Below are 16482 nucleotides of genomic sequence, written 5' to 3'. Positions count from 1 at the left end.
AGGAAGCACCGGTTTTCTTGTTTCTTACCCGCCGAAATCGTCGAGCATGATGTCTTCGCGGTCCACGCCCAGTTCCAGCAGCATGTTGATGACCGACTGGTTCATGATCGGCGGACCACACATGTAGAATTCGCAATCCTCGGGCGCGGGGTGGTTCTTGAGGTACTGCTCGTACAGCACGTTGTGGATGAAGCCGGTGAAGCCCTCCCAGTTGTCGCCCGGCTGCGGGTCGGACAGGGCGACGTGCCATTCGAAATTCTCGTTCTCGGCCGCCAACTGGTTGAAATCGTCCACATAGAACATCTCGCGCCGCGACCGGGCGCCGTACCAGAAGGTGATCTTGCGCTTGGTCTTCAGGCGCTTGAGCTGGTCGAAGATGTGGCTGCGCATCGGGGCCATGCCCGCGCCGCCGCCGATGAACACCATCTCCTTGTCGGTGTCGCGCGCGAAGAACTCGCCGAACGGACCCGAGATCGTAACCTTGTCGCCCGGCTTCAGGTTGAAGATGTAGGACGACATCTGGCCCGGCGGGATGCCCTCGGAGCCCGGCGGAGGCGAGGCGATCCGCACGTTGAGCATGATGATGCCCTTTTCCTCGGGGTAGTTGGCCATCGAATAGGCGCGCTCGATCGGTTCCGTGACCTTGGACTTGTACTGCCACAGATTGAACTTGTCCCAATCCTCGCGGTACTCCTCGGCGACGTCGAAATCCTTGTAGTCGACCTCGTGCGGCGGGGCCGCGATCTGGATGTAGCCGCCGGCGCGGAAATTCACGTCCTCCCCTTCGGGCAGTTCCAGCACCAACTCCTTGATGAAGGTCGCCACGTTGTCGTTCGACCGGACGGTGCATTCCCATTTCTTGACGCCGAAGACCTCTTCGGGAACTTCGATCTTCATGTCCTGCTTGACCGCCACCTGGCACGACAGGCGGTCGCCATGGGCGGCCTCGCGCTTGGTGATGTGGCTTTCCTCGGTCGGCAGGATCGACCCGCCGCCTTCCAGCACCCGCACCCGGCACTGCGCACAGGTGCCACCGCCGCCGCAGGCCGACGGGACGAACAGTTTCTCGGCCGCCAGCGTCTGCAGCAGCTTGCCGCCCGCGGGCACCGAGATGGTTTTCTCACCGTTGATGGTGATGTTGACGTTGCCTGTCGAGACCAGCCGCGACCGGGCCACCATGATGATGGCCACCAGCGCCAGCACGATCAGGGTGAAAAGGACAACGCCGAGCGAGAAAGTTTCCATGCCCCTGCCCCTTTAGAGTTTGACGCCCGAGAAGGACATGAAGGCCATCGCCATCAGCCCCGCGGTGATGAAGGTGATGCCCAGGCCCTGCAGCCCGTCCGGGATGTCGGAATATTTCAGCTTTTCGCGCACGCCCGCCATGGCGGTGATCGCCAGCGCCCAACCAAAGCCGGAGGACAGGCCATAGGTCGCCGCCTCGGCAAAGTTGTAGTCGCGTTCGACCATGAACAGCGAGCCGCCCAGGATGGCGCAGTTCACCGTGATCAACGGCAGGAAGATCCCCAGCGCGTTGTAGAGCGGCGGGAAATACTTATCCAGGATCATCTCGAGGATCTGCACCATCGCCGCGATCACGCCGATATACGAGATCAGGCCCAGAAAGGTCAGGTCCACATCCGGGAACCCGGCCCAGGCCAGCGCGCCCGGTTTCAGCAGATAGCTCAGCAGCAGGTTGTTGGCCGGCACGGTGATCGCCTGCACCAGCATCACCGAGATGCCCAGACCCAGCGCCGTCGAGATCTTTTTCGACACGGCGATGAAGGTGCACATGCCGAGGAAAAAGCTGAGCGCGAGGTTTTCGACGAAGATGGCCTTTACGGCCAGTGAGATAAGCCCTTCCATCAGTGCGCCTCTACCTGCTGGATCTTGTATTCACGTTCCTCGACCTGGTTCGGCTTCCACGTGCGGAAGGCCCAGATGATCAGGCCGATGATGAAGAAGGCCGACGGCGGCAGCAGCAGCAGGCCGTTGGGCACGTACCAGCCACCATTGTTCACGGTCTGCAGGATGGTCACTCCGAACAGCGAGCCCGAGCCGAAAAGTTCCCGGACGATCCCCACCAGCATCAGGATCAGGCCATAGCCCATGCCGTTGCCCAGACCGTCGATGAACGAGTCGAGCGGCGGGTTCTTCATGGCGAAGGCCTCGGCACGGCCCATCACGATGCAGTTGGTGATGATCAGGCCGACGAAGACCGACAGGGTTTTCGAGATCTCGAAGGCGTAAGCCTTGAGCACCTGATCGACCAGGATCACCAGCGACGCGATGATCACCATCTGCACGATGATCCGGATCGAACTGGGGATCTGGTTGCGCAGCATCGAGATGAACATCGAGGAAAATGCCGTCACGAAAGTCACGGCCAGCGCCATCACGAAAGCCACCTGCAGCGAAGACGTCACGGCCAGCGCCGAGCAGATGCCCAGCACCTGCAGGGTGATCGGGTTGTTGTCGACCAGCGGATCGACCAACATCTCTTTCCTTGTCTGGGACATCAGATCTCTCCCGCTTGCAGCTTGTTCAGGAACGGGGCGTATCCCTGATCGCCCATCCAGAACTTCACCAGGTTGTCGACGCCGACGGTGGTCAACGTGGCGCCGGCCAATGCGTCGATGTAAAAATCAGGCCCGGCTGCCGGCTGCGTCTTGGCCACCGTGATCTGCAGCTCGCCCGCATCGTCGCGCAGCTTCTTGCCGTTCCACAGCGCCTTCCAGCGCGGGTTGTCCACCTCGGCACCCAGGCCCGGCGTTTCGCCGTGCTGATAGAATTGCAGCCCGAAGATGTCGTTGCCGTTCTCTTCCAGCGCGATGAAGCCATACAGCGTGGACCACAACCCGTAGCCGTGGATCGGCAGGATCACCTTGTCCAGTTTTCCGGCCTCGTCCCGCAGCAGGTAGATCACGCGGTATTTCGCCTTGCGGCCGATCCCCGCCGGGTCGTTTTCCAGAGGCTCGCTCAGCTCGGGATCGCTGGCGGCGGCGACGTCGTCAAAGGTGTTGGGATCGAAGCGGTCATCGACGAAATTGCCGGTCTCCAGCTCCAGAACATGCGGCTCGAAGGCCGCGAAGGCCTCTGCGATGTCGATGCCGGGCTCATAGACGCCCGCCACCTGCAGAATGTTGATCTGCTTGTCCTTGAGCTTGTTGGCTTCCTGCACCGGGCGCAGGCTGACGGCGGCGGCCGAGACGATCATCGAGGCCACGAGGCAGACGGCCACCGCGATGAAGATCGTCTTGCCGACCGAATCCGGCGAAGCTGCCAGAAACCGCGCAATCAGGCCCTTGGGCTCTGGGGTTTGCGTGTCAGACATGGCGACGCGCCCTCCGTTTGATGTTCGCCTGAACGACAAAGTGGTCGATCAGCGGCGCAAAGACGTTTCCGAACAGGATGGCCAGCATCATGCCTTCGGGGAAGGCCGGGTTGACCACGCGGATCAGCACCACCATCACGCCGATCAGCGCGCCGTAGATGTAGCGGCCCATATTGGTGTGGCTGGCCGAAACCGGCTCGGTCACCATGAAGGCCAGGCCGAATGCGTATCCGCCCAGCACGACATGCCAGTACCACGGCATCGCGAACATCGGGTTGGTGTCCGACCCGATCAGGTTCAGCAGCCAGGTAAAGGCGATGGTGCCCGCCAGACAGCCGACGATAAGGCGATAGTTGGCGATCTTGGTGAGCAACAGGAAGGCGAGGCCGATGATGCAGGCCAGCGTGGAGGTTTCCCCGAAACTGCCCTGGATCGTGCCATAGAAGGCGTCCCACCAGGTGACGCCGTTGGCTGCCAGCTGCTGATAGCCATCGGCCGCCGACACCGCCAGCGCGGTGGCGCCTGAAAACCCGTCCACCGGGGTCCAGATCGAGTCGCCCGACATGTTGGCCGGATAGGCGAAATACAGGAAGGCCCGCCCCACCAGCGCCGGGTTGAGGAAGTTCTTGCCCGTGCCGCCGAAGACCTCCTTGCCGATCACCACGCCAAAGGAGATGCCCAGCGCAACCTGCCACAGGGGCGCGGTTGCCGGCAGAATCAGCGTGTAGAGCATCGAGGTGACGAGGAAGCCCTCGTTCACTTCGTGGCCGCGCACGGTAGCAAAGATGACCTCCCAGATGCCGCCCACGATCAGCGTCGTCAGGTAGATCGGCAGGAAATACAGGAACCCGTGCGCCACGTTTCCAAGGATGCTGCCCGGGTCCATCGAGACGCCCAGCGCCTGCAGGATGGCGATCCGCCAACCGGTCGCGGCTTCGGGGCCCATCACGGCAAGCGCCGAGTTCGCCTGGTAGCCGGTGTTCCACATGCCCCACAGGATGCAGGGGATCGTGGCGATCACGACATAGGTCATGATCCGCTTCATATCCACGTAGGAACGGGCATGAGGCGCGACGGTGGTCACCGATTTCGGCGTGTAGATGAAACTCTCGACCATCTCGTAGATGGGAAAGAGTTTCTCGTATTTGCCGCCCTTGGTGAAATGCGGCTCGATCCGGTCAAAGAAGCTGCGCAAACCCATTCGGCTCAGCCCTCCTTTTCAATCTTGGTCAGGCAGTCGCGCAGCGCCAGCCCGTATTCATACTTGGCCGGGCAGGCGAAACCGACGAGGCCCAGATCCTCTTCGTCCAGTTCCAGCGCGCCCAGCGCCTGCGCCGTGTCGGTGTCCATGACCAGAAGCGCGCGCAGCAGCTGCGTCGGCAGGTAGTCCTGCGGCATCAGCTCTTCGAAGGTGCCGGTCGGCACCATGGCACGGCGGCCGCCGTTCAGGTTGCTGGTCAGCGCGAACAGCTTGCGCGAAAAGGCCGAGCCCAGAACCGGCTGCACCGCGTATTTCGACGGCATCGGCCGGATCCAGCCCATCGGGATCTGGTCGCGATCTTCGCGGATCAGCGCGATCTGGCGGGCAAATCGGCCCAGGTAGGCGAAGGGCCCATGGGCATGGCGTCCCGACAGGATCGAGCCCGAAATGACCCGGACGGGCCCGTCGATGGCGATCTCGTCGCGGGTCAGATCCTCGGTCGAGGCGCCCATGACCGTGCGGATCAGGCGCGGCTGGCGCGCGGCCGGCCCGGACAGGGCGATCACGACGTTCGGGTCCAGATGGCCGGTCTGGATCAGGCGGCCGATGGCGATCACGTCCTGATAGCCGATCGTCCAGACCTGCGAATCCGCCTTCACGGGGTGCAGGAAATGGATATGCGTCCCGGCAAGGCCCGAGGGGTGCGGCCCCGAGAAGGCCACCGCCTCGACGCCGGGCAGATCGCCGCCCGGAATGCTGTCTCCGGATTTCTGGCACAGATAGGTCTTGCCGTCGGTCAGCCTGGAAACCGCGCCAAGGCCGGTGGCGAAAGCATCGCCGGCCTCCGTGATGATGGTGGCGGCATCCGCGGCCAGAGGCTCGCTGTCCATCGCGGTCACGAAAATCGCCTCGGGCTTGTCGCCCGGCTGGGGCATCTTGGAATAGGGCCGGGTGCGGAATGCGGTCCACAGGCCCGCGGCGCACAGCTTGGCGGTCACGCCTTCGGCGGTATCGGCATCACCGACGCCCGAGAAATCCAGCCCGGCATCATTGGCGTCGGACACCTCGATCACCACGCTCTGCAACACCCGGCGCGCACCGCGGTTGATCGCGACGACCTTGCCGGTCATCGGCGCGACCATCATCGCGTCCGGCGCGTCCTTGTGGCAGAACAGCGGCGTGCCGCGTTTGACCTCGTCACCGACCTGCACCAGCATCCGCGGCTTCAGCCCGATGAAGTCAGATCCCAGAACCGCGACCGAGGAAAACTCGGGTCCCGGATGGATCTTCTGTTCGGGGGCGCCTTCGACCGGCAGGTCCAGCCCTTTTTTGAATTTGAAAGTCTGCATGTCGCTACGTTCTTTCGAGCCCCATTCCCGTGCCAGTTTGTCCCTACTGGATGACCTCGGCCAGCAAATACCCGGACGCCCAAGGAAACACCTTGGCAAATCCGCCAGAATTCGGCGGGAATCCGCAGGGCCGGCTTTGGTCAGGCACCGTTTACGCATGGTCGGCCCCAAAGGCAAACCTGTTACCGCCAAAATGAACGGCAAATCTCGGCAAATGGGCGAAAGTGACGCAATGAGCCCCGATCGTGCCGCCCGTGAATTTGCAGGTCGCGCAAATGGGGCTGCCGGTATATGCAGCGTTCATGACAAACTCCGACGATCTCGACATCTTCCTGGTGGCCACGCCCGGCCTGGAATCCCCCCTTGCCGCCGAGGCCTCCGAGCAGGGGTTCGCCGCCGTGCGGATCGTGCCCGGCGGCATTGCCTGCCGCGGCAACTGGTCCGAGGTCTGGCGCGCCAATCTGCAACTGCGGGGCGCCAACAGGGTTCTGGCCCGGATCGGGTCCTTCCCGGCCGTGCATCTGGCGCAACTGGACAAACGCGCACGGAAATTCCCCTGGAGCGACGTTCTGCGCCCGGACGTTCCGGTCAGGGTCGAGGCAACCAGCCGCAAATCGCGCATCTATCATGCCGGCGCCGCGCGGCAGCGGGTGGAAAACGCGATCCGGGAAACGCTGGGGGCACCGATTTCGCCCGAGGCCGAGCTGCGCGTGATGTTGCGGATCGAAAAGGACATCTGCACCTTCTCGGTCGACACCTCCGGTGAACCGCTGCACAAGCGCGGCCACAAAGAGGCCGTCGCCAAGGCACCCATGCGCGAGACCATGGCCGCGATGTTCCTGCGCGAATGCGGCTTTGACGGATCCGAACCGGTGCTGGATCCGATGTGCGGCTCGGGCACTTTCGTCATCGAGGCCGCCGAAATCGCCCTTGGCCTCAACCCCGGTCGCACGCGCAGCTTTGCCTTTGAGCAGCTTGCAACATTCGACGCAGCAGCCTGGCGGGACATGCGGGGAACGGCTGGCGGAAGGGAAACCCAACTGATGTTCCACGGCTCCGACCGGAACGCGGGCGCGGTCGAGGCCAGCCGCGCCAACGCGGTGCGGGCTGGCGTTGCCGAGGTAACCCGATTCCAGCATCGCCCGGTCAATGACCTGAAAGCGCCCGAGGGCCCTGCGGGTCTGGTAATCGTCAACCCGCCCTATGGCGCCCGGATCGGCGACGAAAAACGTCTTCGCTCACTGTACGGGTCACTCGGGAAGGTGCTGATGGAGCGGTTCAAGGGCTGGCGCGTGGGCATCGTCACCAGCAGCCAGGGGCTTGCGCGCTCAACCCGGCTGCCACTGCTGGCGCCGGGCCCGGTGGTGGATCACGGCGGCACCAAGATCCGCCTCTACCGGACCGACGCGCTTGGCTGACACCGCAAGGCCGGAGAGCGCCCCAAGCCACCGGGGCCGCCGGGAAATGGATGCGAGGCGGTTGGTGGCCGCAGAAGCTTTCCCATTTTTCCGCTCAGAATCCCTCTTGCGCATTCCGTTTTACAGGTATAGACGACCCGCCACGGTCGGAGTGTAGCTCAGCCTGGTAGAGCACTGTCTTCGGGAGGCAGGGGTCGGAGGTTCGAATCCTCTCACTCCGACCAGTGGAATCAACCACTTAGCGCGAATATCCCAGCCCGAGAAAACGCGGGTTTTTGTTACTCGCAACGGTTTGCGCCCACCTGCGATACTCAGAATCGCTGTTTTCTCGCTCGCAGATTCGGACACGGTTTCAGATGTGTCTGATGCGGGACGCCACGACGCCTCCATTCCCCAAAAGACCAGTGGTGTGGATACGGCTGCATCGCACCGGTTCGCCGGATCAGCGCACAAGTGATAGCTGGGCTATCCCGAATGGGTTATCACTGTTGCCGAACGCCGAGGTCAGGCTGTCCTCGCATGCTGCAAACGCGTTGTCGCTGCCATATTCGATGTAGTCCGAAGCCTCGCCATAGACGCCATTGATACTGTTGTTGTTCGAACTCAGCTTGATGTAGCCTTGCGAAGCCAGATCCGCAGACTCTCGTTATGAATGAGGGAGCCTTGGGGGGCAGGTCACTGACCCAGAGTGATAGTCGGAGAGCGCAGATCCTAGCCGGCCCAATTAACGCAAATAACTATGGTGGGGCAGTGCTTTCCTTCATGTGCCATCAAGATGGTCGGCAACAAGGGGAAGGGATCCTGCTCTTGCCGAAGTCAGTTTTCATCGGCCTGAAATCAGGCTGTCACGAATATGGCACGATCTCGTCGGCGGACAGCGCGTAGCCCACTTCGGCGAGTTGGGTGTTGGTTGCGGCGGTGCCGAACATTCCGGTCACGTAAACGGGTTCGAACAAGGACTTGCTTTCGTAGGGTGTTTCGGTCGTCACGAATATCAACTGGTTGGGTGGCGGCGGAGGGACGTGGATGCAGGCGCCGACATACGGCACAAGCAGGGCCGAGATGACGCCCTGTTCCTTGTATTCAAGCGGAACCAGATAGCCCGGAATACGCACGCGCTTGCCGTTGTAGTCCGTGGTTACCTGTGCATTCATTTCCTGGTCGAACGGGGTGCTCAACTGACCGTGCTGCACCACGCCTTGTTTGCGGAGCGCCTCCATCGCCTCGCCTCCTGTGTCAGGGGCAAGATCGGACCAATTCAATTCGATCGTAACATCTTCGGCTCTTGGCAGCCCCGCCGAGGCCGCCACGGCGCAGCCTGCCAAGACGGTATGGCGCAGAAAAACGCGGCGCGGCATTTTCATTCGAGAACTCCGCCGTCCGGCACGACACTACCCCCAATGCTTGACCCCGCCGACACACCTTCAGCCAAGGCGATGTATTGGCTGATGGCCAGCACATCCGCGATCGAGCGAACTGAGCCGCTGCGAACCAGCGAGGAAAGCGTTTCGCTCTGCGACCAGACCCCACGTGCACCGAATTGCCGGGCAACGGCAGGGGCCAAGTCTGGCGCAACTTCTAGTGCTTCGCCCATGGCTTCAGCCACGGCGGACCGCATCGTCTCGTCTCCGTACTGGCTGTGCAGCGCCAGTGCTTCCACGATCATTTCCTTTGAGGCGGCGGAATAGGTCTGATCGGCGAGATAGGTTTCTGCTATGATCCGCACGCTTTCGGGACCGTCCGTTTCGATCACCGCCGTTGCAAATGCACCCAGTAGAGTGCTTTCCAGTTGCGCCGAACGGTTTAGTCCGCGTTTCAGGTAGCCGCGTGCCGTGTCGTCTCCGGCTATGCCCAGCAGAAGAACTCGTATGGCGCGAAGGTCCATTTCGGTCCGATTGCCTATTCTGGACAGGGTCTGCGCGGTATCGATTTGCAGTTTGTGCGAGACAAGAAATCCATAGTCGGCTCGATCGAGTTCCCTGAGGGCCAGTTTTCCTACAACCGGGTCGGGATGGTTCAGTAGGTCGGCAAACGTCTGGAACCTGCTGACATCCTCGCCCAGTTTCCAATCGGGAAGATGGTCGAGAACTGATCGAAGAACCGGCTGCATGGTCGAATCGATATACGCGACGCGCAACCACGGACCATATGCGCCTTCGCGGGCGAACAGCACGACATCGTCGCCATTCTGTGTCAATCGGCGCCGAGTGGTGGAATCGACGAGGTTCGGTATGTCCGCGTCCGCTTCCACGCCCGACAGGTTTTCAACCACCTTGTAACGAAACGGGTTTGCCGGATCCTGCCTGACCAGAACCACATGCTCGCTGTCAATCAGCCGGTCGACCATCGTTGGTTGCGGCACGTAGTTGTGGAACCCGCAGGCACCTGCCGCCGAGGCGGTGCACACCAGGAATCCGACCAGCAATGCGGACAAGCGAGACATGCACGAATTCTACCTGTTTTGGTGACCGAGAGAAATCACATTTTGACCATCATGCCATCCGCCAGGGACATCCGGTATGCCCGAATGGCGGGGAGCAGGCTGACAAGTGCTGATGCAGCCACGACCGCGATGAGCAGCAGGCCCTCTTGGGCTGTCAGAGCGGTAATCGGCAGGTACAAGCCATACGTGTAATCTAGCCAAGGCTGAACGGCTATCAAACCGAGATACAGCAGGACCACGCCCGTTGCCGAGCCGATGGCCCCCATCAAGATCGCCTCAATCATCAACAACGCCACCACCGCCCTAGGCCCGGCCCCCATCGCGCGGAGAATTGCCATCTCGCGCCGGCGCGCATTGAGGCCCGACAGGATCATGGCCGACATGCCGATCAAGGCCGTGACAACGACCATAGCCGAAACGCCGACCAGAGCGGTTTCGGCAATTCCGACGATCCCCCACAACTCCTGCAGTGCGACGCCGGGCAGGACGGCAAGTAGGGGTTCCTCGGGATACTCGTTTATGGCGCGCTGAACGGTAAAGATTTGCAGGGGTGACTCGACTCCGAGCATCGCAGCCGTGATCGCTGCGGGCTGCAGATCCATTTCCCTGAGCCGGTCTGCCGACGTGGGCGCGCCGGGCCTCTGGGCGCCGCTTTGCCAGTCGACGTGAATGGCTTCGATGGCTTCGAGGCTGACGACCACCGTCCGATCGACCGGCGTTCCGGTCTTTTCCAGAACACCCGAAATGCGGAACGGTGTATCCTCGTGCTCAGTGAAGGAGGCCAGACCATGGGCCACGATGATCGGGTCGCCCACCTTGTATCCGAGTTGTTCCGCGACATCTGCGCCAACGACGGCATCGAACAGGTCGGACATCACCCGCCCCTGTTGGAAATCCAGCCGCCGACCACCGCGATAGCTATACCGTTCAAAGTATTCCGGCGTCGTGCCCATGACTCGAAACTGTCGGTGACTGTCACCCAGAGAGATCGGGACCGCCCATGACACCTCGGGTCTGGACGCTATGTCCTGAAAGCTCTCCCAGGTCACATTGTTGGTCGCGTTGCCGATGCGGAAGACGGAATAGAGCAGCAGTTGCACGCTGCCGGACCGGGCCCCCATGATGAGGTCGGTGTCCGAGATCGTGTCAGTGAAACTGGCTCTTGCACCGGTTCGCAGCTTTTCCACGCCGAGGAACAGAACGACCGACAAGGCAATGGCAAGGATCGTCAGGCCGACCGTCATGCCCCGACTCTTGAGCGACAGAAATGCCAGCCTGAACAATGTCATGCCACCGCCACGCCGCTCGTCACGACGAGATCGGAAAGTTGAACCGTGCGGTCGAACCGATCCGCCAACCGCTCGTCATGACTGACCATGATCAGAGTGCTTCCCGCCTGCGCGACCTGATCGAACAGAAGATCGATGAACTCGGCCTGAGACTTCTTGTCCAATGCGGAGGTCGGCTCGTCCGCCACGATAATCTCGGGCCGGCCGATCATGGCGCGCGCCACCGCGACCCGCTGTTGCTGACCTGCTGACAGGTTCGACGCCGGCTCATCCGTGACGAGGTTTCGTGGCAGGCCTAACGCTGCGGCGAGTTCCAGTGCCTCGTCTCGGGGTGTCGTGCAGCGCGTCCGGCGTTCAGGCGAAAAGCAGAGCGGAACAAGAATGTTCTCAACCGCGCTGGCATAGGGCAAAAGGTTGAACATCTGAAATATCACGCCGATCTTGTTCGCGCGCAGACGGTCACGCCTAAAAGTACTCAGGTTCGTCAACTCCTGACCGGCGACGCGGATCGAACCCTGATCCGGAGAAACGACGCCGCATATCAGGCTGAGAAGCGTCGATTTACCCCCGCCGCTTTCGCCAAGCAGCAGCAGCTTTTCCCCACGCTGCACGCGGAATTCAGAGACGGTCATCGAAAACGCGCTGTTTGGCCAGGAAAACCGAATGTCACTGGCTTCTATCGCGCATGTATCGGGCTGGGCCGGGGCCGCGCCATGATCCATGATCAGAACATTCCCCTCAGGTCGAGATCCGCAGCCGATCGTTCGACTTCATAGGCCCGTGCGCCTTTCGGCGACACGACCTGAACGTCCAGTTCCTGTGAATTTGGGAACCGCTCGAAATAGTCGAAGCGGATACTGTCGATCGCATCGATGTTCTGACAGGTTATCAAGTACTCGGCATGAAACTCGCTGTGCCGTGTCTCCTGATCTTCCGAGTGCGCGTGTCCCTCGGTGGCCTCGTCGGAATGGTCGCCACCCGCCTCGTGTTTGCCGATCTGCGCCATGGCCAACGCGACGTTGGCAGATTTGACGGTACAGCCGGCCTCGTTGGGCACAACGAACAGGCTCAGAGGTTTGGCGAGATCCGAAATCGCCGCCTGCACCAGGTCGCGATCCTCGGCGCTCAGCGCCGCATGTTCGAAACCCACGATATCCGCTCCCGGTGCCTCCAGCGACAGCGAGAACTCCGTTCCGGAAAAAGCGATCCCGAGTGTGCCGGCACCGTGCATATGCGCGTCGAGGGATCGGGTCTGCTCGGCGGACAAGGCGGCGGGAAAAACGGAGAGGGCGAGGACGAGATGTTTCATTGGCAGTCATCCAGGGTACCGGGTGTTACGACCAACAGTAGTCAATGAATACGACGTTTCTGTCAAAGGAAAGCGGTAGCCCCGGTTAGGAAGCGCGAAGGAATTTCGCGAACGCGGCATGCTGCGGAATCCTGTCTTCTTACTCTGATGTATAACTTCGATGTTTTGGACTAGATCCTAGCCGGCCCAATTGACGCAGATGCCAAGGCGCCCGTGCGCAGAATCGCTGGCAGGCCTACGCACGAGATGGCCATGGCGGGAATCGCGAACTTCGGGACCGCGATCCCCGAAACTTCCGATTCAGCATTCTCAAGCGTCTCGCCCGGACCTGCCGCCCGAGGACGTCATCGCCAGAGAAAACACCTGGAAGCTGAGGCTTCACTCTCACCAACCATTCGGACCGAACGCCAACTGACAAACCGGCGATCTGATCACCCGAAATGTAGCACACCAACATCGGTATCACGCCTGCATTCCGGTTGACGAAAACCTCGACTGGTCGATCGGCGGTCCGCGAATACTCGGCCTCCGTTCAGTCACAGTGGCCGTCCCGCGTGCCATCGATCGAAAGCGCCGTGCCAATACTGGCGCTGAATGCGGCGAATATCGCGTCAGTGAAGGATGCGGCGTCATGGCGAATTTGGGTTCTGCTGCCAACCCTCCAGTCTGCGGGCATCCACTGCACGCGAGCCGCCATGACTTCGAATGACTTACTTCCTCCAGACCTGATCGCCTCAGGACTGGGCCTTGCAGCCAGGGACGAGCTTTGCGGTCTTATTGCCCTTCTGGACACGGTCTCGATCTTCGAGGCGATGCGCGGGATCGGCGAAGGCCTAGGACAGAAGTTGGGGGCCGACCTACCAACTGCGGCCGACCGGATGGCGATCACAGCGGCAAGGCTCTCGGAAAGCGGGACCGACGACGCGGTGCTGCGACACCGCCTCTGGGTCACCCTTGCTGAGGCACTCGGAGCTCCCGACACCCTCCCCTTGTCAGAGCGACGACTCTCTGAAGAAGCGGCTGCGCTGGGTGTCCTGGCCGCTCGTGATCTGTCGCCAGGCATTCGCGCCCGCATTCAGCTCCGAGCTCGTACCGATGAGCAACGCGCTCCCATTCTAGAAAGGGTCCGGCGTCGAGCGCGTGAGATTGCGAGCAAACCCGGGCAGCTTTGGCAGAAGAAAGACCCTTTGCTGTTCCCGCAAGTGGTCGCATACGAACTCGCAGAGCTTCTTGATGGTATCGATCTTGATGGCACAGATGAGAATCTCGACCCGCGAATCGTAGACGCACTTCGGCGCGGTGGAACGCATGGCTGGGCTGCTTTAGCCGCAGCAGGTGGGTGGATGGGCTTGGCGGCCGCGGTGAACGGCGCCGGTTTTGCCCCGTACATCCTGGCGGCCAAAGCCTCTGCGTTTCTGCCTTTCTTGGGTGGCCCGGCCGCGGATTCTTTCCTCGCGGTGATGGTGAACCCGCTCACCATCGCCGCCGGCCTTCTCGCATTGGGTCTGGGTGGCCAGAGGATCGGCAACATCATTCGCGCTCAGACCGCATCGCGTATAGCTGTTCTCCTCGCAGTTCGCGGACAAGAAGACCGCCGCAACGGCCTTGGCTGCCTTGCCTCAGATTTCCGGAGTCTCTGCGCGCCGGGTGCGCAACGTCCAGCGCATGTATCACCGACGAGGTGGAAAGCCCATCGATCACGAATGATCAGGCTGGAATCTGTCGCATCGGGACGCATTGAGGCAGCACCGGGTAGTCCGCCTCGCGACTGGAGGGGAGGCCAGTACCGGAAGAGTCAAAACGACGCCCTTGAGACGCTGGCAACACTTGGGCTGACTGCCGCCGACATGCTTCATAATGCGGCCGCTATCGACCCGCGTGTCGTCACCGGCGCAGATTTCTGGAGATCAGCAGACATCGGCAACCCGCTCGAATTCGCGCAGCACGCCGCAAACTTTGCACTGCATGGCTCCGACATCGCACTGCGTGGCTACACCGCCGAACAGTTCGTCCTCGGTAAGCTGATCGAAGACGGACATCACGTTGCCCTTCCGGGAGCCAGCAACAATCCGGGCTTTGACCTGATCGTCGACGGCAATCCCGTGCAGGTCAAATGCGCTCAGAACATGTCGCAGCTGGAAGATCACTTCGACAAGTACCCGGACATTCCGGTCATCGCCAATGCCGAGCTCGCCGCACAAGCCGCGGACAAGGATTGGGCCGAGCAGGTAATTACAATCGAAGGCTTCGAACTGGAAACCATAGAAGCCCTTATGCAGCGCTCTGTTGACGCTGGCCTCGATCTTGCAGACCCGGATTTGCTTGGCTTGGCCGTAGGTGTGGGAGCGGTTGGTGGAGTGATCCGCGCGCTCAAGGGCGAGATTCCGGTAGAGCACTTGCCTGCCTGGATGGTCGTAGACAGCGTGCTGCGCGGCACATTGGTCCTCGCCGCCGGCAAGTTCGGCGCAGGTCTTGGTTTGATTGTGATTGGCCCAGCTGGTGCACTCATGCTCGGCCCGGCGTTGGGCGCCGCTTCAGTGCTCGGGGTCGGTATGTTGCGTTCCGAGGTTGACCGGCGCATCAACCGAGAATGGCATGACAAGCTTCGCTCCAATGCAGCGGCGCTGCATGAGCAGCTTGTCTGCAGCCTAAAGAAGCGCATTGACTTGCAGCTCGACCGGCATCGGATCCTCTCCAACAAAACACCGCTAGCTTTACCTGAAGACCTTTACCTGTAGATCAGACGGAGAGCCGGCGACGATTTTCTCTATGCCGCCGAAACCCTTGAAGAGCTGGGACCCGCGCCGACTGGAATTCGCGAGATACTGGAACTGGAATTGATTGCCGCGCGTCATACCCCTGCTGACCCGGATGTCCTGTCCGCCCGCAAGCGTATCCGAGATGTACTTGCCAACCCACCTGCCCCTCTCGACGGTGTCCTCGACCGAGTTGCTGGCGCGATGGCCAGTCCGAGGCAGCCTATGTGAACATGAGTTTGGTCGGCTCTGGTCACTTGCGGGAGGCTCTATCACGGTCCGGAGTTGTCTTGCGGGAAAGACGCAGCGATCCTTGCGCGTTTGCGTAGCAAGAAAGCAAATGAGAAATAACCGGTTCTACTTGTTGTGGGACAATCATAATCCGCGTGTCGGGGGTTGATGAACACGTCCCCATTGCCGAAGGCAAAGCCTAAATGCGTGCGCAGAGATTGTGATGACCTCTGTAAGGTTCCGCGCCAATTTGGGGTTTCTCTGGAGGGACCGCGTTTTCTTGTATTCCGCTTCCACCTAGGACTTCGCACCGCCTTGCTTAAAGCACAACCGGGGCGGGGCATGCCTTTCCCAAATTCTGTTGGGACGTATGCATGTAATGATCGTGATAAATTCCAGCGCGGCCCGCTGGCTTTAGGGAACAACAATTCTCGGCTTCCGGCACATAGCGGCCATTCACTGTGTTTTGCATGTGGCTCCTGTCGTCGGGCTATTATTGCATTAGCGTGTCCGCGAAAGGTACACCGGTGCTACGGTAAACAAGAGGGCCAATACGCTTGACTCAGCCATTTGGGGCGGGGTTGGCACGGGTATCATTCGGGGTCAATCGGCATCAAACGTTGTTGGAGGTTTTGGTCGAGCATCGGGCTACGTTTCAGTTTCTCAATTGGTCGGGCAATGATGTGCAGAGCTTAGAGGCGTCAGTGGCAATCAACCCTCTCGCGGCTGTAGATCTAAGTTTTCGAGTATCGCCATGCGTTTTCGAACTACAGGTTAATGCTAACCGGTCCTAGCCTTATACTAACTATTAGAACAGTGAAGCATGTTGGTTCAGAAAGCTCAAGTACTCGCGGCGTGTGCGCCATTGTTCCAATTTCTTCGAACAATGCCGTTTCCGCCGCGGATGGCGAAGAGCTGTATGTATCGAAAGTGGCGTCCGTATCGGCGGCTTGCAGTCGGCTCAAGAGGGCATTTACCTGTTGTGATTCCGCCACACGGATTGCAGCGCCATTTGCTACACACGCCGCCAATTGCAGCCGTGTAAGTAATTGATTTATAATGGATAAGTGGTGGGTGATGAGAGACTCGAACTCCCGACATCTTCGGTGTAAACGAAGCGCTCTACCAACTGAGCTAATCACCCGTGAGGGG

At 60.8% G+C, this 16482-nt stretch carries 13 protein-coding genes and 2 tRNA genes; 3 read left to right on the top strand and 12 right to left on the bottom strand.

The genetic code is table 11. The annotated features are described in order from the left end of the window. Positions 1 to 24: 24 nt before the first annotated feature. From nqrF to AVO45_RS18910, 6 genes are read right to left on the bottom strand one after another with little or no spacing between them, the layout of a single operon-like run. Positions 25 to 1245 carry an NADH:ubiquinone reductase (Na(+)-transporting) subunit F gene (gene nqrF / locus AVO45_RS18935; RefSeq protein WP_068350158.1) on the bottom strand — a complete coding sequence of 407 codons (1221 nt, stop codon included), beginning with the start codon at positions 1243 to 1245 and terminating at the stop codon, positions 25 to 27. 12 nt (positions 1246 to 1257) lie between these two features. Continuing rightward, positions 1258 to 1866, bottom strand: a complete 609-nt coding sequence (gene nqrE / locus AVO45_RS18930) for an NADH:ubiquinone reductase (Na(+)-transporting) subunit E (RefSeq protein ID WP_068350156.1) — start codon at positions 1864 to 1866, stop codon at positions 1258 to 1260. Further along, complete coding sequence (locus tag AVO45_RS18925) at positions 1866 to 2519, bottom strand: NADH:ubiquinone reductase (Na(+)-transporting) subunit D (RefSeq protein WP_068350154.1); 654 nt, start codon at positions 2517 to 2519, stop codon at positions 1866 to 1868. Before AVO45_RS18925 ends, nqrE begins: the two co-directional genes overlap by 1 nt. Continuing rightward, entirely contained in the window at positions 2519 to 3334 is an 816-nt protein-coding gene (locus tag AVO45_RS18920; RefSeq protein ID WP_068350153.1) for a Na(+)-translocating NADH-quinone reductase subunit C, read from the bottom strand. Before AVO45_RS18920 ends, AVO45_RS18925 begins: the two co-directional genes overlap by 1 nt. Continuing rightward, the gene (locus tag AVO45_RS18915) at positions 3327 to 4535 is read right to left on the bottom strand and encodes an NADH:ubiquinone reductase (Na(+)-transporting) subunit B (RefSeq protein ID WP_068350152.1); all 1209 of its coding nucleotides are present in this window, start codon (positions 4533 to 4535) and stop codon (positions 3327 to 3329) included. The genes AVO45_RS18920 and AVO45_RS18915 overlap by 8 nt, the downstream gene beginning before the upstream one ends. Before the next feature lie 5 nt (positions 4536 to 4540). Beyond that, positions 4541 to 5884, bottom strand: coding sequence for a Na(+)-translocating NADH-quinone reductase subunit A (locus AVO45_RS18910; RefSeq protein ID WP_068350151.1), 1344 nt, complete (start codon positions 5882 to 5884; stop codon positions 4541 to 4543). A gap of 302 nt (positions 5885 to 6186) precedes the next feature. Between AVO45_RS18910 and AVO45_RS18905 the strand changes: the two genes are divergently transcribed. Further along, positions 6187 to 7302 (top strand): THUMP domain-containing class I SAM-dependent RNA methyltransferase, encoded by a 1116-nt coding sequence (locus tag AVO45_RS18905; protein WP_068350279.1) that lies wholly within the window; start codon positions 6187 to 6189, stop codon positions 7300 to 7302. Between the two features lie 147 nt (positions 7303 to 7449). Beyond that, positions 7450 to 7526: transfer RNA gene (locus AVO45_RS18900), tRNA-Pro, on the top strand. A gap of 621 nt (positions 7527 to 8147) precedes the next feature. On the opposite strand, the gene AVO45_RS18895 is transcribed toward AVO45_RS18900, so the two are convergent. Genes AVO45_RS18895 through AVO45_RS18875 form a run of 5 tightly spaced genes read right to left on the bottom strand, consistent with a single transcriptional unit; the run spans position 8148 to position 12343 of the window. Beyond that, a complete protein-coding gene (locus AVO45_RS18895; RefSeq protein ID WP_240482179.1) occupies positions 8148 to 8666 on the bottom strand; it encodes a DUF3299 domain-containing protein in 519 nt (172 codons plus the stop codon). Beyond that, a complete protein-coding gene (locus tag AVO45_RS18890; RefSeq protein ID WP_157770200.1) occupies positions 8663 to 9736 on the bottom strand; it encodes a hypothetical protein in 1074 nt (357 codons plus the stop codon). The genes AVO45_RS18895 and AVO45_RS18890 overlap by 4 nt, the downstream gene beginning before the upstream one ends. Before the next feature lie 44 nt (positions 9737 to 9780). Further along, positions 9781 to 11034: an ABC transporter permease gene (locus AVO45_RS18885; RefSeq protein WP_068350145.1), complete on the bottom strand. Its 1254-nt coding sequence runs from the start codon at positions 11032 to 11034 to the stop codon at positions 9781 to 9783. Then, a complete protein-coding gene (locus AVO45_RS18880; protein ID WP_068350141.1) occupies positions 11031 to 11756 on the bottom strand; it encodes an ATP-binding cassette domain-containing protein in 726 nt (241 codons plus the stop codon). The genes AVO45_RS18885 and AVO45_RS18880 overlap by 4 nt, the downstream gene beginning before the upstream one ends. A gap of 2 nt (positions 11757 to 11758) precedes the next feature. Continuing rightward, positions 11759 to 12343: a DUF2796 domain-containing protein gene (locus tag AVO45_RS18875; protein ID WP_082688874.1), complete on the bottom strand. Its 585-nt coding sequence runs from the start codon at positions 12341 to 12343 to the stop codon at positions 11759 to 11761. Positions 12344 to 13038: 695 nt separating this feature from the next. Here AVO45_RS18875 and AVO45_RS18870 point away from each other — a divergent pair. Further along, positions 13039 to 15081, top strand: a complete 2043-nt coding sequence (locus AVO45_RS18870; protein ID WP_068350139.1) for a hypothetical protein — start codon at positions 13039 to 13041, stop codon at positions 15079 to 15081. Between the two features lie 1317 nt (positions 15082 to 16398). Here the strand turns inward: AVO45_RS18870 and AVO45_RS18865 are convergent. Then, positions 16399 to 16474 (bottom strand) — tRNA-Val (locus tag AVO45_RS18865). Positions 16475 to 16482 lie beyond the last annotated feature (8 nt).

The sequence above is a fragment of the Ruegeria marisrubri genome, assembly GCF_001507595.1.
GTDB classification, from domain to species: domain Bacteria; phylum Pseudomonadota; class Alphaproteobacteria; order Rhodobacterales; family Rhodobacteraceae; genus Ruegeria; species Ruegeria marisrubri.
Note: the sequence above shows the minus strand (reverse complement) of the source record. Positions and strands in the feature narration are given on the sequence as shown.